The sequence below is a fragment of the Streptomyces longispororuber genome, from assembly GCF_024448165.1.
Taxonomy (GTDB): Bacteria; Actinomycetota; Actinomycetes; order Streptomycetales; family Streptomycetaceae; genus Streptomyces; species Streptomyces longispororuber_A.
The window spans coordinates 1-16302 of sequence record NZ_JAMOLN010000105.1 but is presented as its reverse complement, the minus strand read 5'-3'; the positions used below and the strand labels follow the sequence as shown (position 1 = coordinate 16302).

Annotated in this window: 15 protein-coding genes; 10 read left to right on the top strand and 5 right to left on the bottom strand. The window is 70.8% G+C overall.

What is annotated here, in order from left to right:
- The first annotated feature begins 25 nt into the window (after positions 1–25).
- Positions 26–670, top strand: a complete 645-nt coding sequence (locus tag M4J07_RS26860; RefSeq protein ID WP_255975603.1) for an NADPH-dependent F420 reductase — start codon at positions 26–28, stop codon at positions 668–670.
- Here the strand turns inward: M4J07_RS26860 and M4J07_RS26855 are convergent.
- Together M4J07_RS26855 and M4J07_RS26850 are read right to left on the bottom strand one after the other, a co-directional pair.
- On the bottom strand, positions 656–1336 hold the full coding sequence (locus M4J07_RS26855) for a glycerophosphodiester phosphodiesterase (protein WP_255975602.1): 681 nt from the start codon (positions 1334–1336) through the stop codon (positions 656–658). The two genes, M4J07_RS26860 and M4J07_RS26855, sit on opposite strands and share 15 nt — an antisense overlap.
- Before the next feature lie 28 nt (positions 1337–1364).
- Positions 1365–2516, bottom strand: a complete 1152-nt coding sequence (locus M4J07_RS26850) for an adenosine deaminase (protein ID WP_374215086.1) — start codon at positions 2514–2516, stop codon at positions 1365–1367.
- 165 nt (positions 2517–2681) lie between these two features.
- On the opposite strand from M4J07_RS26850, the gene M4J07_RS26845 reads away from it, so the two are divergent.
- Positions 2682–3113: a DUF4190 domain-containing protein gene (locus tag M4J07_RS26845; RefSeq protein ID WP_255975600.1), complete on the top strand. Its 432-nt coding sequence runs from the start codon at positions 2682–2684 to the stop codon at positions 3111–3113.
- Positions 3114–3139: 26 nt separating this feature from the next.
- Here M4J07_RS26845 and M4J07_RS26840 read toward each other — a convergent pair whose 3' ends face one another.
- Entirely contained in the window at positions 3140–3733 is a 594-nt protein-coding gene (locus M4J07_RS26840) for an NADAR family protein (RefSeq protein ID WP_255975599.1), read from the bottom strand.
- A gap of 218 nt (positions 3734–3951) precedes the next feature.
- On the opposite strand from M4J07_RS26840, the gene M4J07_RS26835 reads away from it, so the two are divergent.
- The 8 genes from M4J07_RS26835 to M4J07_RS26800 all read left to right on the top strand — a co-directional run bounded on the left by M4J07_RS26835 (position 3952) and on the right by M4J07_RS26800 (position 13674).
- Entirely contained in the window at positions 3952–5457 is a 1506-nt protein-coding gene (locus M4J07_RS26835; RefSeq protein ID WP_255975598.1) for a gamma-aminobutyraldehyde dehydrogenase, read from the top strand.
- 57 nt (positions 5458–5514) lie between these two features.
- On the top strand, positions 5515–6774 hold the full coding sequence (locus tag M4J07_RS26830) for a polyamine ABC transporter substrate-binding protein (RefSeq protein WP_255975597.1): 1260 nt from the start codon (positions 5515–5517) through the stop codon (positions 6772–6774).
- A 49-nt stretch (positions 6775–6823) separates the two neighbouring features.
- A complete protein-coding gene (locus M4J07_RS26825) occupies positions 6824–7993 on the top strand; it encodes an ABC transporter ATP-binding protein (protein ID WP_255975596.1) in 1170 nt (389 codons plus the stop codon).
- Positions 7990–8919 carry an ABC transporter permease gene (locus M4J07_RS26820; protein WP_255975595.1) on the top strand — a complete coding sequence of 310 codons (930 nt, stop codon included), beginning with the start codon at positions 7990–7992 and terminating at the stop codon, positions 8917–8919. Before M4J07_RS26825 ends, M4J07_RS26820 begins: the two co-directional genes overlap by 4 nt.
- The gene (locus tag M4J07_RS26815) at positions 8919–9710 is read left to right on the top strand and encodes an ABC transporter permease (protein WP_255975594.1); all 792 of its coding nucleotides are present in this window, start codon (positions 8919–8921) and stop codon (positions 9708–9710) included. The genes M4J07_RS26820 and M4J07_RS26815 overlap by 1 nt, the downstream gene beginning before the upstream one ends.
- 13 nt (positions 9711–9723) lie before the next feature.
- A complete protein-coding gene (locus M4J07_RS26810; protein ID WP_255975593.1) occupies positions 9724–11142 on the top strand; it encodes an NAD(P)/FAD-dependent oxidoreductase in 1419 nt (472 codons plus the stop codon).
- Between the two features lie 163 nt (positions 11143–11305).
- On the top strand, positions 11306–11764 hold the full coding sequence (locus tag M4J07_RS26805) for a bifunctional DNA primase/polymerase (protein ID WP_255975592.1): 459 nt from the start codon (positions 11306–11308) through the stop codon (positions 11762–11764).
- A gap of 89 nt (positions 11765–11853) precedes the next feature.
- Positions 11854–13674, top strand: a complete 1821-nt coding sequence (locus tag M4J07_RS26800; RefSeq protein ID WP_255975591.1) for a chitinase — start codon at positions 11854–11856, stop codon at positions 13672–13674.
- Here M4J07_RS26800 and M4J07_RS26795 read toward each other — a convergent pair.
- Positions 13628–14227 carry a phosphatase PAP2 family protein gene (locus tag M4J07_RS26795; RefSeq protein WP_308284776.1) on the bottom strand — a complete coding sequence of 200 codons (600 nt, stop codon included), beginning with the start codon at positions 14225–14227 and terminating at the stop codon, positions 13628–13630. The genes M4J07_RS26800 and M4J07_RS26795 overlap by 47 nt on opposite strands.
- Before the next feature lie 400 nt (positions 14228–14627).
- On the bottom strand, positions 14628–15962 hold the full coding sequence (gabT, locus tag M4J07_RS26790; protein ID WP_255975589.1) for a 4-aminobutyrate--2-oxoglutarate transaminase: 1335 nt from the start codon (positions 15960–15962) through the stop codon (positions 14628–14630).
- Positions 15963–16302 lie beyond the last annotated feature (340 nt).

Below are 16302 nucleotides of genomic sequence, written 5' to 3'. Positions count from 1 at the left end.
CGACCGGCTGCCTAGCGTCCTCCTCATGCGGATCGGAATCCTGGGAACGGGCAACATGGCGGACGCGCTCGGCGCGCACTGGGTGCGGGCGGGCCACGAGGTCACCGTCGGCGGACGGGACGGGGAGAAGGCGGCGCGGCTCGCCGCACGCATCGGGGCGGCGGGCCACGGCGGCCTGCGGGCGGCGGTGCGGGCGGCCGACGCCGTCCTGCTCGCGCTGCCCCACGAGGCCGGGGAGGCGGTCGTCGCCGGACTCCCGGGCGAGCTCGCCGGGAAGGTGCTGGTCGACTGCTCGAACCCGGTGGGCGCGGGCTTCCGGCTGCTCACGGAGGGCGGGCCCGCCGCCGCAGGGCGCCTCGCCGCGGCCGCGCCGGACGCCTGCGTGGTCAAGGCGTTCAACCTCTGCCACGAGGACGTGTGGCGGATGACGCCGCCGGTCTTCGACGGGCAGCCGCTCGCCGTCCCGCTCTGCGGTGACGACGAGCGGGCCCTGGACGTCGTACGGGAACTGGTGCGGGACGCCGGCTGTGCGCCGGTGACCGCGGGCGGGCTCGACCGGGCCGGGCTCCTGGAGGCCACGGCCGCCCTGGTGATCGGGCTGTGGGTGGGGGAGGGGGCGGACGCGCGGGCGATGCTGCCGCCCCTCGCGTACGCGTCAGGTCCCGCGTAGCCCGGTCAGGACGTCGATCCGGTTCGTCGTGACCGAGTCCACGCCCGCGTCGAGCAGCCGGCGCATCGAGCCCTTCGTGTCCGGGGTCCACGCCGAGACGAGGAAGCCGTCGCGGTGCACCCGGGCCGCGAGGTCACGGCTCACCAGCGGGAAGCGGTAGTTGAGCCAGCGCGGGCGGACCGCGTCGAGCAGGGCGGGGCGCGGCGGGGCGAGGGACGTCCAGGTCAGGGCGATCTCGGCGGCCGGGTCGGCGGAGCGGACCCGGAGCATCGTCTCGGCGCCCGCGCAGTAGTAGACGCGCTCCCCGGCGCCGCAGTCCCGGATCGTGCCGACGATCGAGCGGACCGCCCGGGCGTTCGCGCCGGGCAGGTCCACCATCACCCGGGCGTCGGCGAGCACGTCGAGCGCCTCGGCGAGGGTGGGTACGCCCCCGTCCGTCAGCCCGCGCACCTCGTCCGAGGAGAGCGCGGACAGCGGCCGGTCGTGCTCCCACAGCCGCTTCAGCGACGCGTCGTGCAGCAGCACGGGCACGCCGTCCCGGGTCAGTCGTACGTCGATCTCCACCGCGTCCGCGCCCCGTTCCAGCGCGGAGCGCAGGGACGGGAGGGTGTTCTCGCGGACGCGGTAGGGGTCGCCTCGGTGGGCCACGGCAGTCACGGTGCGCATGGCCACCATTGTGGCGTCAGGGAAGTCCTCAGACGGACGTCAGCCAGCGCTCCGTGTACGCGTCGATCTCCGCGGCGATCCGGGCCTTGCCCGCGTCGTCGAGGAAGGAGACGCGCACCGCGTTCTTGGCGAGCTCGGCGATGCCGCGCTCGTCGAGACCGAGCAGCCGGGCCGCGACCGCGTACTCGGTGTTCAGGTCGGTGGAGAACATCGGCGGGTCGTCCGAGTTGATCGTGACGGTCACCCCCGCGTCCACGAACTGCTTCAGCGGGTGCTCCTCCAGGGTGCGCACGGCGCGGGTCGCGATGTTCGACGTCGGGCACACCTCCAGCGCGATGCCGTGCTCGGCCAGGTGCGCGAGGAGCTTCGGGTCCTGTGCCGACGACGTGCCGTGCCCGATGCGCTCGGCGCGCAGCTCGGTCAGCGCGTCCCACACCGTCCCGGGACCCGTCGTCTCGCCCGCGTGCGGCACCGAGTGCAGGCCCGCCGCGATCGCCCGGTCGAAGTACGGCTTGAACTGCGGGCGCGGCACCCCGATCTCGGGCCCGCCGAGCCCGAACGACACCAGGCCCTCCGGCCGCAGCTTGTCGTCCGTGGCGAGCCGCGCCGTCTCCTCCGCCGACTCCAGGCCGGCCTCGCCCGGAATGTCGAAGCACCAGCGCAGCACCGTGCCGAACTCCGTCTCGGCCGCCTTGCGGGCGTCCTCGATGGCGTCCATGAACGCACGGTCGTCGATGCCGCGCCGGGTGGAGGAGTACGGGGTGATGGTCAGCTCGGCGTAGCGCACGTTCTGCCGGGCCAGGTCGCGGGCCACCTCGTAGGTGAGGAGGCGGACGTCCTCCGGCGTGCGGATCAGGTCGACCACCGACAGGTACACGTCGATGAAGTGCGCGAAGTCCGTGAACGTGAAGAAGTCCGCGAGCGCCTCGGGGTCGGACGGCACCTTCGAGTCGGAGTGCCGGGCGGCGAGCGCCGAGACGATCCTGGGGGAGGCCGAGCCCACGTGGTGGACGTGCAGTTCTGCCTTCGGCAGTCCGGCGATGAAGGTCTGCAGGCTCTGGCTCACGGGTTCCTCCCCAGGAACTTCTTTGATCGGCTGATCGGGGTCCCGGTCATCGTAAGCGGGGCCCGGTCCGGGCCGGTTTCCGGGCGTCCGGGCAGGACCGGGGCGGCTTAGCATGGCCGGATGACCGAGCAGTCCTCCTACGGGGCCCCTGGGCCGTACGAGCCCCAGGGGTACGCGGGACAACACCCGGAGCCCGCGCCCTACCCGGGACACCAGGGGCACCCGGGACACCAAGGGATTCCGATGTATCCGGGAGATCCAGGAAATCCGGGACACCCTGTGCACGCGAACCCGTACGCGCCGCCCGGCGAACCCGTACCCCCGCCGCCCGTCGGCCCCGAGGGCCCCGGAGTCCTCCCGTACCCGGCCTACGGCTGGGGCGGCGTGCCCGCGGGACCGGCCAACGGGCTGGGGGTCGCCGCGCTGGTGCTCGGCATCATCACGGCGGTCGGATTCGTGGTGTGGCCGCTGGCGATCGTGACGGGCGTCCTCGCCGTGGTGTTCGGCGTGCTGGGGCGGGGCCGGATGCGGCGCGGCACGGCGACCAACGGCGGGCAGGCGCTCGCCGGGCTCATCTGCGGGCTCGGCGGACTGATCCTCGCGCTGCTGCTCGCCGTGGTGTTCGTGGTGCGCGCCCTCGACGACGACGATCCCTCGCGGGGCCCGGACAGCGGCTCCGACGACCCCGGATACGCGGTCGTCCTGCGCTGACGCCCCGCCGGACAGCACCGGTTGTCCTAGCCGCGCAGCCGCTCCCGGGCCGCCATCAGCGCGAAGCCCAGCAGATTGGGGCCCCGCCAGCGCCGCGGGTCCTGCGCCGCCGGGTCGTCCGCCGCCAGCCCGATGCCCCAGACCCGGTCGACCGGGCTGGCCTCCACCAGGACCCGCTCACCCGTGCCGAGCAGGAAGTCCCGCAGCGCCGGGTCCGAGCCGAACTTGTGGACGCTGCCCTCGACGACGACCGCGAACCGCTCATGGCGCCACACCGCCTCGTCGAAGCCCCGCACCAGCCGCCCGGCCTGCTTGGCCTGCGACGGGTGCCCCGCCCCGATCGCGCGCCGCTCCGCCTCCGCGTCACCGAAGACACGGGCCTTGCCCGCCATCATCCAGTGCTCCGCCGTCGCGTACTCCACCCCGGCCACGGTGAACGGCGACGGCCACCACTGACTGAGACAACTGGCCCCGAGCGAACCGTCCTTGCGCGGTGCGTGCCCCCAGAAGTGCAGATACTTCACGCGCCGCCCGGACTCCAGCGCCCGGACCAGCGCCTCCGTGCTGTCGATGGCCGCTTCGTCCCCGTCTTCCCCGTCGTCCCCGTCGATCTTCCCCATGCACGCGAGTCTGGCACGCACCACTGACAACCCGTCCTGGGTTTTCCAGGGGGACTCGACAGTCGGTCGACAGATTCCGTCGCGTAACCAAAAGGCAACAACGGAATCACTTGTTGGCCAGGGGGTCCTCTGTCAGGATCGGCACTCAAATCGAGCTGGAGCCACGCCGGCACCCGCAGGACGGGAGGCCGGCGGAGGAGAGCGAGAGCGAGAACCTGATGCACAACCCCTTCCCCGCGCAGGACCGGTTCGCCGACGGCGCGAACTTCATCGCGGGCCGGCTGACCCGGGGCACCTCGGGGCGCACCCACGCGGTCGTCGACCCGGCCACCGGCAAGGACGTGTACACGTACGAACTCGCGGGCACCGACGACGTGGACGCCGCCGTCGCCGCGGCCCGTGAGGCCTTCCCCGGCTGGGCGGGCGCGACGCCGGGCGAGCGGTCCGACGCGATGCACGCGTTCGCGGGGGTGCTGGCCGACCGGGCCGAGGAGCTCGCGCAGGCCGAGTCGCTGCAGTGCGGCAAGCCGATCAAGCTGAGCCGTGAGTTCGACGTACCGGGCACCGTCGACAACACCGCCTTCTTCGCCGGCGCCGCCCGGCATCTGCAGGGCCAGTCCGCGGGCGAGTACAGCGGCGACCACACCTCGTACGTACGCCGCGAGCCGATCGGGGTCGTCGGCTCCATCGCGCCCTGGAACTACCCGCTCCAGATGGCCGCCTGGAAGGTGCTGCCGGCCATCGCCGCCGGGAACACCATCGTCCTCAAGCCCGCCGAGCTGACCCCGCTCACCTCGCTGCTGTTCGCGCAGGCCGCCACCGAGGCCGGCATCCCCGACGGGGTCGTGAACGTCGTCACCGGCGCCGGCCGGGACGCGGGCGAGCACCTCGTGGGCCACCCCGACGTCGCCATGACCTCCTTCACCGGCTCCACCGGCGTCGGCAAGCGGGTCGCCGAGATCGCCACCGCGACCGTCAAGCGGCTGCACCTGGAGCTCGGCGGCAAGGCGCCGTTCGTGGTCTTCGACGACGCCGACCTCGACGCCGCCGTGCACGGCGCCGTCGCCGGCGCCCTCATCAACACCGGGCAGGACTGCACCGCCGCCACGCGCGCGTACGTGCAGCGCCCGCTCTACGAGGCGTTCGTCGAGAGGACGGCCGCCCTGATGGAGACCGTCAGGCTCGGTGACCCCTTCGCCGACGACACCGACCTCGGCCCGCTCATCTCGCACGCCCAGCGCGACCGCGTCGCCGCCTTCGTGGACCGCGCCCGCGGCTACGCGCGCGTGGTCACCGGCGGCGAGGCCCTCGACCACCCCGGCGCCTTCTACCGGCCGACTCTGATCGCCGACGCCGCGCAGGACAGCGAGATCGTGCAGTCCGAGATCTTCGGCCCGGTCCTGGTCGTGCTGCCCTTCGACAGCGACGACGAGGGCATCCGGCTGGCGAACGACACCCCCTACGGGCTCGCCGCCTCCGCCTGGTCGACCAACGTCTTCCGCGCGAACCGCGCCACCCGCGAGATCAAGGCGGGCTGCGTGTGGGTCAACGACCACATCCCGATCCTCAGCGAGATGCCCCACGGCGGCTACAAGGCATCCGGCTTCGGCAAGGACATGTCCGCCTACTCCTTCGAGGAGTACACGCAGGTCAAGCACGTCATGTTCGACAACACCGCGGTGGTCCGCAAGGACTGGCACCGCACGATCTTCGGGGACCGATAGTCGTTCGGGCGGCCCCTGGCGGGGCCGTCCCCCTCTCCCGAAAGGGCAACCACGCGCATGGAGCAGTACGAGCCCGACCGCCTGTCCCCGGCCCAACTGGCCGCCATGCACCGCAGCCTCAGGAACGGCGGGGCGAGAACCTCGCTGAGCCGCCGGTCCCTGCTGCGCGCCTCGACCGGCGGCGCGCTCGCCATCGGTGGACTCGGTGCGCTGACCGGCTGCGGCATCCCGGCGGCGAGCAAGTCCCGGGGCGGCATCTCGTCCGAGGACCACTCGGCCAAGGAGAAGGAGATCAACTTCTCCAACTGGACCGAGTACATCGACATGAGCGACGACGAGAAGCACCGCCCCACGCTCGACGCGTTCACCCGGCGCACCGGGATCAAGGTCAAGTACACCGAGGACATCAACGACAACGTCGAGTTCTTCGGCAAGATCAAGCCCCAGCTGGCGGCCGGCCAGGACACCGGGCGCGACATCATGATCCTCACCGACTGGCTGGCCGCGCGCCTGATCCGCTACGGCTGGGTGCAGAAGCTCGACGCGTCGAACCTGCCGCACGCCTACACCAACCTGGCCGCCCAGTTCCGCAACCCCGACTGGGACCCGGGCCGCGCCTACTCCTACCCCTGGCAGGGCATCGCCACGGTCATCGCGTACAACACGAAGGCCACCGGCGGAAAAGAGATCACGTCCGTCTCGCAGCTGCTCGACGACCCCAAGCTCAAGGGGCGGGTCGGACTCCTCTCCGAGATGCGCGACACCATCGGCATGACGCTGCTCGACCTGGGCAAGGACCCGCGCGACTTCAAGGCCGACGACTTCGACGCGGCGATCGCCCGCCTCCAGAAGGCCGTCGACAGCAAGCAGGTCCGCCGCTTCACCGGCAACGACTACATAGCCGACCTCAGCAAGGGCGACCTCGCGGCCTGCCTGGCCTGGGCCGGTGACGTCGTGCAGCTCCAGGCGGACAATCCGCACGTCAAGTTCGCGATCCCGGACGCCGGTTACATCTCGTCCACCGACAACATGCTGATCCCGAACAAGGCCCGTCACAAGACGAACGCCGAGAAGCTCATGGACTACTACTACGAGCCGGCGGTCGCCGCGAAGACGTCGGCCTGGATCAACTACGTCACCCCGCTCGAGAGCACGATCATCAAGCCGGAACTCGCCAAGATCGACAAGGACGTCGCGAACGACCCGCTGATCGTTCCCGACAAGGCACAGGCGGCCAAGGCGCACGGCTTCCGCTCGCTCACCGCGAAGGAAGAGACGTCGTTCGAGGAGAAGTTCGCCCAGCTCACCGGCGGCTGAGCCGACACCTCCCGCCCCGCACATCCGCCCCCGACTCCCTGGACTCACCATGACGACTCTGCAGCAGAGCGACCACGGCGGCGACGTCCGTCTCACCGGCATCAGCAAGACGTACGACAACGGGTTCACGGCCGTGCGGCCGCTCGACCTCACCGTGCCGCAGGGCTCGTTCTTCGCGCTGCTCGGTGCCTCCGGCTGCGGCAAGACGACGACGCTGCGCATGATCGCGGGTCTGGAGGAGCCGACGACTGGAACGGTTCACCTCGGCGACCAGGACGTCACGGGACTGCCCCCGTACAAGCGCCCGGTCAACACCGTCTTCCAGTCGTACGCGCTCTTCCCGCACCTCGACATCTTCGAGAACGTCGCGTTCGGCCTGCGCCGGCGCGGCATCAAGTCCGTGAAGAAGCAGGTCGAGGAGATGCTCGACCTGGTGCAGCTCGGCGAGCACAAGCGCAAGAAGCCGCACCAGCTCTCCGGCGGCCAGCAGCAGCGCGTCGCGGTGGCCCGCGCGCTCATCAACCACCCCAAGGTGCTGCTCCTCGACGAGCCGCTCGGCGCCCTCGACCTCAAGCTGCGCCGCCAGATGCAGCTGGAGCTCAAGCGCATCCAGACCGAGGTCGGCATCACCTTCGTCCACGTCACGCACGACCAGGAGGAGGCCATGACGATGGCCGACACCGTCGCTGTGATGAACCAGGGCCGCGTCGAGCAGCTCGGTGCCCCCACCGACCTGTACGAGAACCCCGGTTCCACCTTCGTCGCCAACTTCCTCGGCACCTCGAACTTCGTCGAGGCCGAGATCATGGGCCGGGCGGGCGACGCGCTGACGCTGCGGGCCGGCGACGGCAAGCTCACGCTGCCCGCCGACCGGTGTTCGGCCGCCACCGCGACGGGCGGCAAGGTCCTGGTCGGCGTACGGCCGGAGAAGATCTCCCTCACCCACGCCGACGACGCCGCCGGGATAGCGGACGGCCGCAACCGCATCACGGGCCGGATCACCGAGTCCAGCTTCATCGGCGTCTCCACGCAGTTCGTCGTCGACAGTCCCCTCTGCGACGCCTTCGAGGTCTACGTCCAGAACGTCGAGCGCGACGCCCGCCTCGTCCCCGGCGCCGAGGTCGTCCTGCACTGGAACCCCGCGCACACCTTCGGCCTGGACGCTGCTCAGGACATCGAAGCGGGCGTGGAGAAGGTCTCGGAGGACGCGGCCGCATGAGCACCGTCACCGACGCGCCACCGGCGCCCCCGGCCCTCCCGGACAAGCCCCGCAAGGTCCGCAGGCGCGGCCGCCTCGTCCCGTACTGGCTGCTGCTGCCGGGCATCCTCTGGCTGGTCGTCTTCTTCGCCCTGCCGATGGTCTACCAGGCCTCGACGTCCGTGCAGCAGGGTTCCCTGGAGGACGGCTTCAAGGTCACCTGGCACTTTGCCACGTACTGGGACGCGCTGTCCGACTACTACCCGCAGTTCCTGCGCTCGGTCCTGTACGCGGGCTGCGCCACGATCCTGTGCCTGCTGCTCGGCTACCCGCTGGCGTACCTCATCGCGTTCCGCGCCGGACGCTGGCGCAACGTCGTCCTGATCCTGGTCATCGCGCCGTTCTTCACCAGCTTCCTGATCCGCACGCTCGCCTGGAAGACGATCCTCGCGGACGGCGGCCCGGTCGTCGGCGCCCTCAACACGCTGCACGTCCTGGACGTCACGACCTGGCTGGGCATGACCGAGGGCAACCGCGTCCTCGCCACCCCGCTCGCCGTGGTCTGCGGACTCACGTACAACTTCCTGCCGTTCATGATCCTGCCGCTCTACACCTCGCTGGAGCGGATCGACGGCCGGCTGCACGAGGCGGCGGGCGACCTCTACGCGTCCCCGGCCACCACCTTCCGCCGGGTCACGTTCCCGCTGTCGATGCCGGGCGTCGTGTCGGGCACCCTGCTGACCTTCATCCCGGCGGCCGGCGACTACGTGAACGCGGACCTGCTCGGCTCCACCGACACCCGCATGGTCGGCAACGTCATCCAGACGCAGTTCCTGCGCATCCTCGACTATCCGACGGCCGCCGCGCTCTCCTTCATCCTGATGGCCGCGATCCTCGTCATGGTCACCTTCTACATTCGCCGTGCCGGAACGGAGGATCTCGTCTGATGCGCTGGCTGCGAAAGAACCTGGTGGTCATCGCGGGCCTGATCACGCTCGCCTATCTCCTGCTGCCGAACGTCGTCGTCACGGTCTTCTCCTTCAACAAGCCGAAGGGCCGCTTCAATTACGAGTGGCAGCAGTTCTCGCTGGACGCCTGGAAGAATCCGTGCGGCGTCGCCGACATGTGCGGCTCGCTGTCGCTGAGCCTGCAGATCGCCTTCTGGGCGACGCTCGGCGCGACCGCGCTCGGCACGATGATCGCCTTCGCGCTCGTCCGCTACCGCTTCCGGGCGCGCGGCGCGGTGAACTCGCTGATCTTCCTGCCGATGGCGATGCCGGAGGTCGTGATGGCGGCCTCGCTGCTCACGCTCTTCCTGAACATGGGCGCCCAGCTGGGCTTCTGGACGATCCTGATCGCCCACATCATGTTCTGCCTCAGCTTCGTGGTGACGGCCGTCAAGGCCCGTGTGATGTCGATGGACCCGCGTCTGGAACAGGCGGCGCAGGACCTCTACGCCGGTCCCGTGCAGACCTTCGTGCGCGTGACGCTGCCGATCGCGGCGCCCGGCATCGCGGCGGGCGCGCTGCTCGCCTTCGCGCTCTCCTTCGACGACTTCATCATCACGAATTTCAACGCGGGCTCCACCGTGACCTTCCCCATGTTCGTCTGGGGATCGGCGCAGCGCGGTACGCCCGTTCAGATCAATGTCATCGGTACGGCCATGTTCCTGATAGCCGTACTGTGCGTCCTCGCCGGAATGATGGTCGGCAGGCGAAAGAACAAAACCGTTTCCTGAGGGAGTTGAAATCATGGCCGCAAGCGCCATGAATCGCTGGACCACGTCTCTTTCCGACGCCCGGCCGGTCTCGTACTGGCTGGACGACCCCGGCAGGCCCGAGGCCCGGCCCGCCCTCACCGGCGACGAGCACTGCGATCTGCTCGTCGTCGGCGGCGGCTACAGCGGACTGTGGACCGCACTCATCGCGAAGGAGCGCGACCCGGCCCGTGACGTGGTCCTCGTCGAGGGCCGCGAGATCGGCTGGGCCGCCTCCGGGCGCAACGGCGGATTCTGTGCCGCATCCCTCACGCACGGCACGGCCAACGGGCTCGCCCGCTGGCCCAAGGAGATCAAGCGGCTCGAAGAACTGGGCGCCGAGAACCTCGACGCCATCGAGGCGGCGGTCGCCCGCTACGCCATCGACTGCGACTTCGAGCGCACCGGCGAACTGGACGTCGCGACCCAGCCCCACCAGGCCGCCGAACTCCGCGACTTCCACCAGGAGCTGACCGAGGCGGGGCTCGCGGACGGCCTGGAGCTGCTGGACGCCGAGCAGACCCGCGAGCAGGTCGCGTCGCCCACCTTCCTCGGCGCCCTGTACGACCGCGACGGCGTGGCCATGCTCCACCCGGCGAAGCTCGCCTGGGGCCTCAAGCGGGCCTGCCTCGACCTGGGCGTGCGCATCTACGAGAACACGCCCGCGACGCGACTCGCCTCGAACGGCGGCGGGGTGGCGGTCCGCACCCCGTACGGCCGGGTCTTCGCCCGGCACGCGGCGCTCGGCACGAACGTCTTCCCGTCACTGGTCAAGCGGACCCGCTCGTACACAGTGCCGGTCTACGACTACGCGCTGATGACGGAGCCGCTGACCGCCGACCAGCTCGCCTCCATCGGCTGGAAGAACCGCCAGGGCCTGGGCGACTCGGCCAACCAGTTCCACTACTTCCGGCTGTCCGCGGACAACCGGATCCTGTGGGGCGGCTACGACGCGATCTATCCGTACGGCGGCCGGGTCCGGGCCGAGCACGACCACCGCCCGGAGACGTACGCGAAGCTCGCCGGCCACTTCTTCACCTGTTTCCCGCAGCTGGAGGGCGTGCGCTTCTCGCACGCGTGGGGCGGCGCCATCGACACCTGCTCGCGCTTCTCGGCGTTCTTCGGCACGGCCCACGGCGGCCGCGTCGCCTACGCGGCCGGGTACACGGGCCTCGGCGTCGGCGCGACCCGGTTCGGCGCGGACGTGATGCTCGACCTGCTGTCGGGTGAGCGCACGGAGCGCACGGAGCTGGAGATGGTGCGCACGAAGCCGCTGCCGTTCCCGCCCGAGCCCTTCGCGTACACCGGCATCGCCCTCACGAAGTGGTCACTGGCCCGTGCCGACGACAACGGCGGCCGGCGCAACCTGTGGCTGAAGGCGATGGACACCGTGGGCCTCGGCTTCGACAGCTGAGCCCGCGCGGCACGCCCGGCTTGATCAACCGGCGTACGCCCTGGTGGCGCGGTGTGACCCGGTTCACTACCAAGAAGTAACCCGAACTCGCGTAATGCCGGGACCTCCTGGCCCTCTCGCTCGTGACCAACGCTGTCGGAGCGAGGAAGAGGGAGGTCCCGCCATGACTGGCTCGGGGGCCAAATCGGCGGTCGAGTGGCTGGTGCAGGTGGCGCCGGATCCGGAGGCGTGCCGCTGGGAGTGGGAGCGCAATCCGCACGGGGTGGCGCTGCTGCCCGCGGGACGGCAGTGGGACGTGCTGATCCTGCCGGGGGAACTCGGCTATCCCACGTTCGACGTCCTGACCCGCGTCATCGACCGGCCGGGACCGGTCCTCGCGGACTTCGGCGACGCCCGGATGGGCTTCTTCGTGCCCGCGGGTACGGCGGCGCGCTGGCTCGGCACCGGTGTGCGGGGCGCGGGGCACGGCACCTGGATCGTGGTGCCGTACCCGGGCCGCACGACGGGCGGCGTGCGCTGGCTGGTGCCGCCGGACGGCTCCGGCACGCTCACCGACCCCGGCGTCCTCGAACTCGCGATGCACGAGGCGGCGGCCCAACTGGCCAGGGAGGCGGGGGAGTAGGCAGGGTGAACCCCTTGACAACTCAATTGGTCTGGACCAAGTTGGGCGCGCTCCACCGTGCCCTTTCCCCGCCACGCCCGGAGACCCCCATGACCCGATCCAGACCCGGCAGACTCCTCACCACCCTCACGGCCGCCGCGCTCGCCGCGACCGGCCTCACCGTCCTGTCCGCGCCCACCCCCGCCCGCGCGGCCGACACCGACCTGGCCCGCAACGGCGGCTTCGAGTCGGGCCTGGACGGCTGGACCTGCACGGCGGGCACCGGAAAGACCGTCACCTCACCGGTGCACAGCGGCACTTCGGCGCTCCAGGGGACCCCGACGGCCGCCGACAACGCCCAGTGCTCCCAGACGGTCACCGTGAAACCGGACTCCGCCTACACCCTGACGGGCCAGGTCCGCGGCAGCTACGTCTACCTCGGCGCGAGCGGCACCGGCACCACGGACGTGTCGACGTGGACCCAGTCGGCCCCGGACTGGCAGCAGTTGACGACGACGTTCCGTACCGGCCCGGCCACCACCAAGGTCACGATCTACACGCACGGCTGGTACGGCAACCCGGCCTACACCGCCGACGACATCACCCTCGTCGGTCCCGGCGGCGAGACCCCGGCGCCGCCGACCGCCCCCACGGGCCTCACCGCGGGTACGCCCACCGCCACCACCGTCCCCCTGTCCTGGACCCCGGTCTCCGGCGCGACGAGCTACGCGATCTACGCCAACGGAACCAGGTCCCGTACGGTGACCGGCACGTCGGCCACTCTCACCGGCCTCACCCCCGCGACGGCGTACAGCTTCCAGGTCGCCGCGGTCAACGACGCGGGCGAGTCCCCGAAGTCGTCCCCGGTGACGGCCACGACCACGGAGGGCGCCCCGGGCGGCGGCACCGGCGGCGACCTCCCCACCCACGCCCTGGTCGGCTACCTCCACGCGAGCTTCGCCAACGGCGCCGGCTACACCCGCCTCGCCGACGTCCCCGACAGCTGGGACGTCATCGACCTGGCCTTCGGCGAACCCACGTCGACGACCTCCGGCGACATCCGCTTCAACCGCTGCCCGGTCACCGAGTGCCCCGGCGTCGAGTCGGACGCCGACTTCAAGGCCGCGATCAAGGCCAAGCAGGCGGCGGGCAAGAAGGTCCTGATCTCGATCGGCGGCCAGAACGGCCAGGTCCAGCTGACCACCACGGCGGCCCGGGACACCTTCGTCTCCTCGGTCTCCAAGATCATCGACACCTACGGGCTCGACGGCCTGGACGTCGACTTCGAGGGCCACTCCCTCTCCCTGAACACCGACGACACGGACTTCAAGAACCCGAAGACCCCCGTGATCGTGAACCTGATCTCCGCCCTGAAGACCCTGAAGGCCAAGTACGGCGACACGTTCGTGCTCTCGATGGCGCCCGAGACCTTCTTCGTGCAGAACGGCTACCAGTTCTACGGCACCGGCAAGTGGGGCGGCCAGGACCCGCGCTGCGGCGCCTACCTCCCGGTCATCCACGCCCTGCGCGACGACCTCACCCTGCTCCACGTCCAGGACTACAACTCGGGCCCGATCATGGGCCTCGACAACCAGTACCACTCCATGGGCGGCGCCGACTTCCACATCGCGATGACCGACATGCTGCTCACCGGCTTCCCGGTCGCGGGCGACGCGAACAATGTCTTCCCGCCGCTGCGCCCCGACCAGATCGCCATCGGCATGCCCGCCTCGACGAACGCGGGCAACGGCTACGTGGCGCCCGCCGAGGTGAACAAGGCGCTGGACTGCCTCACGAAGAAGACCGACTGCGGCTCGTACACCACTCACGGCACCTGGCCCGGGCTGCGCGGCCTGATGACGTGGTCGGTGAACTGGGACCGCTTCAACAGCTGGGAGTTCCAGAAGAACTTCGACGCGTACTTCGGCTGACCCACCGGCTCAGCACGTACGCCGTCGCGCAGAGCAGCACCACTGACAGGCACCAGCTGCCGATGACGTCCACCGGCCAGTGGTAGCCCTGCCGCACGAGACCCAGGCCTACGGCCGCGTTCAGCAGGACGCAGCCGTAGGCCGTCGCGCGGGTGCGCAGGACGCCGCCCGGCAGCAGGACGCACAGGCCGTACGCGACCGCCGCCGTGGCCGCGTGGCCCGACGGGTAGAAGCCCGTCTCCGGGGCCATCGGCGGCGGACCGGGGCGGGCGATCGCCGACTGGAGCGGAGCGACCAGGGCGGGGACCAGGGCCATGGTCACGAGCGCGGCGACGGCCGGGCGCCAGGCGCGGGTGCGCCAGGTGGTCCAGGCGAGGACCACGGCGAGGACGGGCAGGGCCACCGACAGGTTGCCGAGGTCGGCGAACAACTCCGCGGGGCCCGGCGGGATCGCGCTCGTCCGGATCGCGTCGCCGAGGCGTTCGTCGGGAGTCAGGAGCGGGCCGTCCGTCGCCACCTGCCACGTGAGGGCGGCGAAGAGGAGTGCGGCCACCAGGGTGAGCAGCGGGGGAAAAATGGTCGGCCGGCCCGGAACAGGGGGGGTAGTTCCGAGCCGGCCGAACTGACCGGCGAACCGCGCGCCCCGGGGGGTTTGGGGCGGGCGACCGTCCGATCGGTGAGGAGTTCCGGAGCCGGAAGCTCCGGGTGTGTGCGCGAGGGCACGACCAGGGCGGGGCTGGGGAGGCTCCGACCCGGTGTCGCCCACAGTCCCCCGTGGGCGAGGTGTTTCTCTCATCTGCAGAAACCGTACGTCAGGGGTCCCGGACGCGACAGCCGGTTGGCCAAGCTGCCATCGGGCCCGCACACGTTCTTCACACGGCCCGACCGTTACTGCAGGTCACGGAATGATTACCGGTTCAACCGCCGCGGACCGGGCCGTGTGAAAGCAGTGCTCAGAGCGCCGCGAAGGCGCTCTCGATGATGTCGAGACCCTCGTTGAGCAGGTCCTGACCGATGACCAGCGGGGGCAGGAAGCGCAGCACGTTGCCGTAGGTGCCACAGGTGAGGACGAGCAGGCCCTCGGCGTGGCAGGCCTTGGCGAGCGCGGCGGCCGCGGCCGGGTTCGGCTCCTTGGTGGCGGGGTCCGTGACCAGCTCGATGGCGATCATCGCGCCACGGCCGCGGATCTCGCCGATGGCCGGGAACTTCTCCTGCATCGCCGTCAGGCGGGCCTTCATCGTCGACTCGATCTCCTTCGCCTTGGCGTTGAGGTCGAGCTCCTTCATCGTCTCGATGGCGCCGAGCGCACCGGCGCAGGCCACCGGGTTGCCGCCGTAGGTGCCGCCGAGGCCGCCCGCGTGCGCGGCGTCCATGATCTCGGCCCTGCCGGTCACGGCGGCGAGCGGGAGACCGCCCGCGATGCCCTTGGCGGTCGTGATCAGGTCCGGGACGATGCCCTCGTCCTCGCACGCGAACCACTGGCCGGTGCGGCAGAAGCCGGACTGGATCTCGTCCGCGACGAAGACGATGCCGTTGTCGGCGGCGAACTGGCGGATCGCCGGGAGGAAGCCCTTGGCCGGCTCGATGAAGCCGCCCTCGCCGAGCACCGGCTCGATGATGATCGCGGCGACGTTGTCCGCGCCGACCTGCTTGGTGATCTGGTCGATGGCCTGCGCGGCGGCCTCGGGGCCGGCGTTCTCGGCACCGGTCGGCCAGCGGTAGCCGTAGGCGACCGGGACGCGGTAGACCTCGGGCGCGAACGGGCCGAAGCCCTGCTTGTACGGCATGTTCTTGCTGGTCAGCGCCATCGTCAGGTTCGTACGGCCGTGGTAGCCGTGGTCGAAGACGATGACCGCCTGGCGCTTGGTGTAGGCGCGGGCGATCTTGACGGCGTTCTCGACGGCCTCGGCGCCGGAGTTGAACAGGGCCGACTTCTTGGCGTGGTCGCCCGGCGTCAGCTCGGCCAGCGCCTCGGCGACCTCCACGTAGCCCTCGTACGGCGTCACCATGAAGCAGGTGTGGGTGAACTCCTGCAGCTGGGCGGAGGCCCGGCGGACCACGGCCTCGGCGGACGCGCCGACCGACGTCACGGCGATGCCGGAGCCGAAGTCGATCAGACGGTTGCCGTCGACGTCCTCGATGATGCCGCGGTCCACCCGGGCGGTGAACACCGGCAGCGTGGAGCCCACGCCCGCGGCGACGGCGGCGAGGCGGCGCTGCTGCAGCTCCTGCGACTTCGGGCCGGGGATGGCGGTGACGACGCGGCGCTCCTGCGGGATGTCGCTCATGCGGGGCTCCTGGTTCAGGTGGGGCGGCTGGGCCGGGCTGGTCGTCGTCCGGTTTCGCCGGGATGTACGGGGGGTTTCCTCGCAGGTTAGGTGCGCCGTGGCGGGGCGGTCATGCTCCATCGGGGTGGGATTGTGGTGGCATGTTGTCCGAGTTGGACACATGGGTACGACGCCCCGTACGGGCCAGCGGGGCGCGTAATCGGTGAACTCCCTTGGTACGGGCACTAGATTGAGGCCGGATCGACCGCTGAGCAGGGGGCAAGGGCCATGGAGACCGAGGGCACGAGCGGCTCCGCCGAGGAACGGGACGTTTCCTCGGGGAGCGTGGGATCGCGCGGCG

What these genes read in the sequence shown, in the direction of transcription:
- M4J07_RS26860 (WP_255975603.1), top strand. Translation starts at nt 26, where the DNA reads ATGCGGATCGGAATCCTGGGAACGGGCAACATGGCGGACGCGCTCGGC.
- M4J07_RS26855 (WP_255975602.1), bottom strand. Translation starts at nt 1,336, where the DNA reads ATGCGCACCGTGACTGCCGTGGCCCACCGAGGCGACCCCTACCGCGTC.
- M4J07_RS26850 (WP_374215086.1), bottom strand. Translation starts at nt 2,516, where the DNA reads ATGCTAAGCCGCCCCGGTCCTGCCCGGACGCCCGGAAACCGGCCCGGA.
- M4J07_RS26840 (WP_255975599.1), bottom strand. Translation starts at nt 3,733, where the DNA reads ATGGGGAAGATCGACGGGGACGACGGGGAAGACGGGGACGAAGCGGCC.
- M4J07_RS26835 (WP_255975598.1), top strand. Translation starts at nt 3,952, where the DNA reads ATGCACAACCCCTTCCCCGCGCAGGACCGGTTCGCCGACGGCGCGAAC.
- M4J07_RS26830 (WP_255975597.1), top strand. Translation starts at nt 5,515, where the DNA reads ATGGAGCAGTACGAGCCCGACCGCCTGTCCCCGGCCCAACTGGCCGCC.
- M4J07_RS26825 (WP_255975596.1), top strand. Translation starts at nt 6,824, where the DNA reads ATGACGACTCTGCAGCAGAGCGACCACGGCGGCGACGTCCGTCTCACC.
- M4J07_RS26820 (WP_255975595.1), top strand. Translation starts at nt 7,990, where the DNA reads ATGAGCACCGTCACCGACGCGCCACCGGCGCCCCCGGCCCTCCCGGAC.
- M4J07_RS26815 (WP_255975594.1), top strand. Translation starts at nt 8,919, where the DNA reads ATGCGCTGGCTGCGAAAGAACCTGGTGGTCATCGCGGGCCTGATCACG.
- M4J07_RS26810 (WP_255975593.1), top strand. Translation starts at nt 9,724, where the DNA reads ATGGCCGCAAGCGCCATGAATCGCTGGACCACGTCTCTTTCCGACGCC.
- M4J07_RS26805 (WP_255975592.1), top strand. Translation starts at nt 11,306, where the DNA reads ATGACTGGCTCGGGGGCCAAATCGGCGGTCGAGTGGCTGGTGCAGGTG.
- M4J07_RS26800 (WP_255975591.1), top strand. Translation starts at nt 11,854, where the DNA reads ATGACCCGATCCAGACCCGGCAGACTCCTCACCACCCTCACGGCCGCC.
- gabT (WP_255975589.1), bottom strand. Translation starts at nt 15,962, where the DNA reads ATGAGCGACATCCCGCAGGAGCGCCGCGTCGTCACCGCCATCCCCGGC.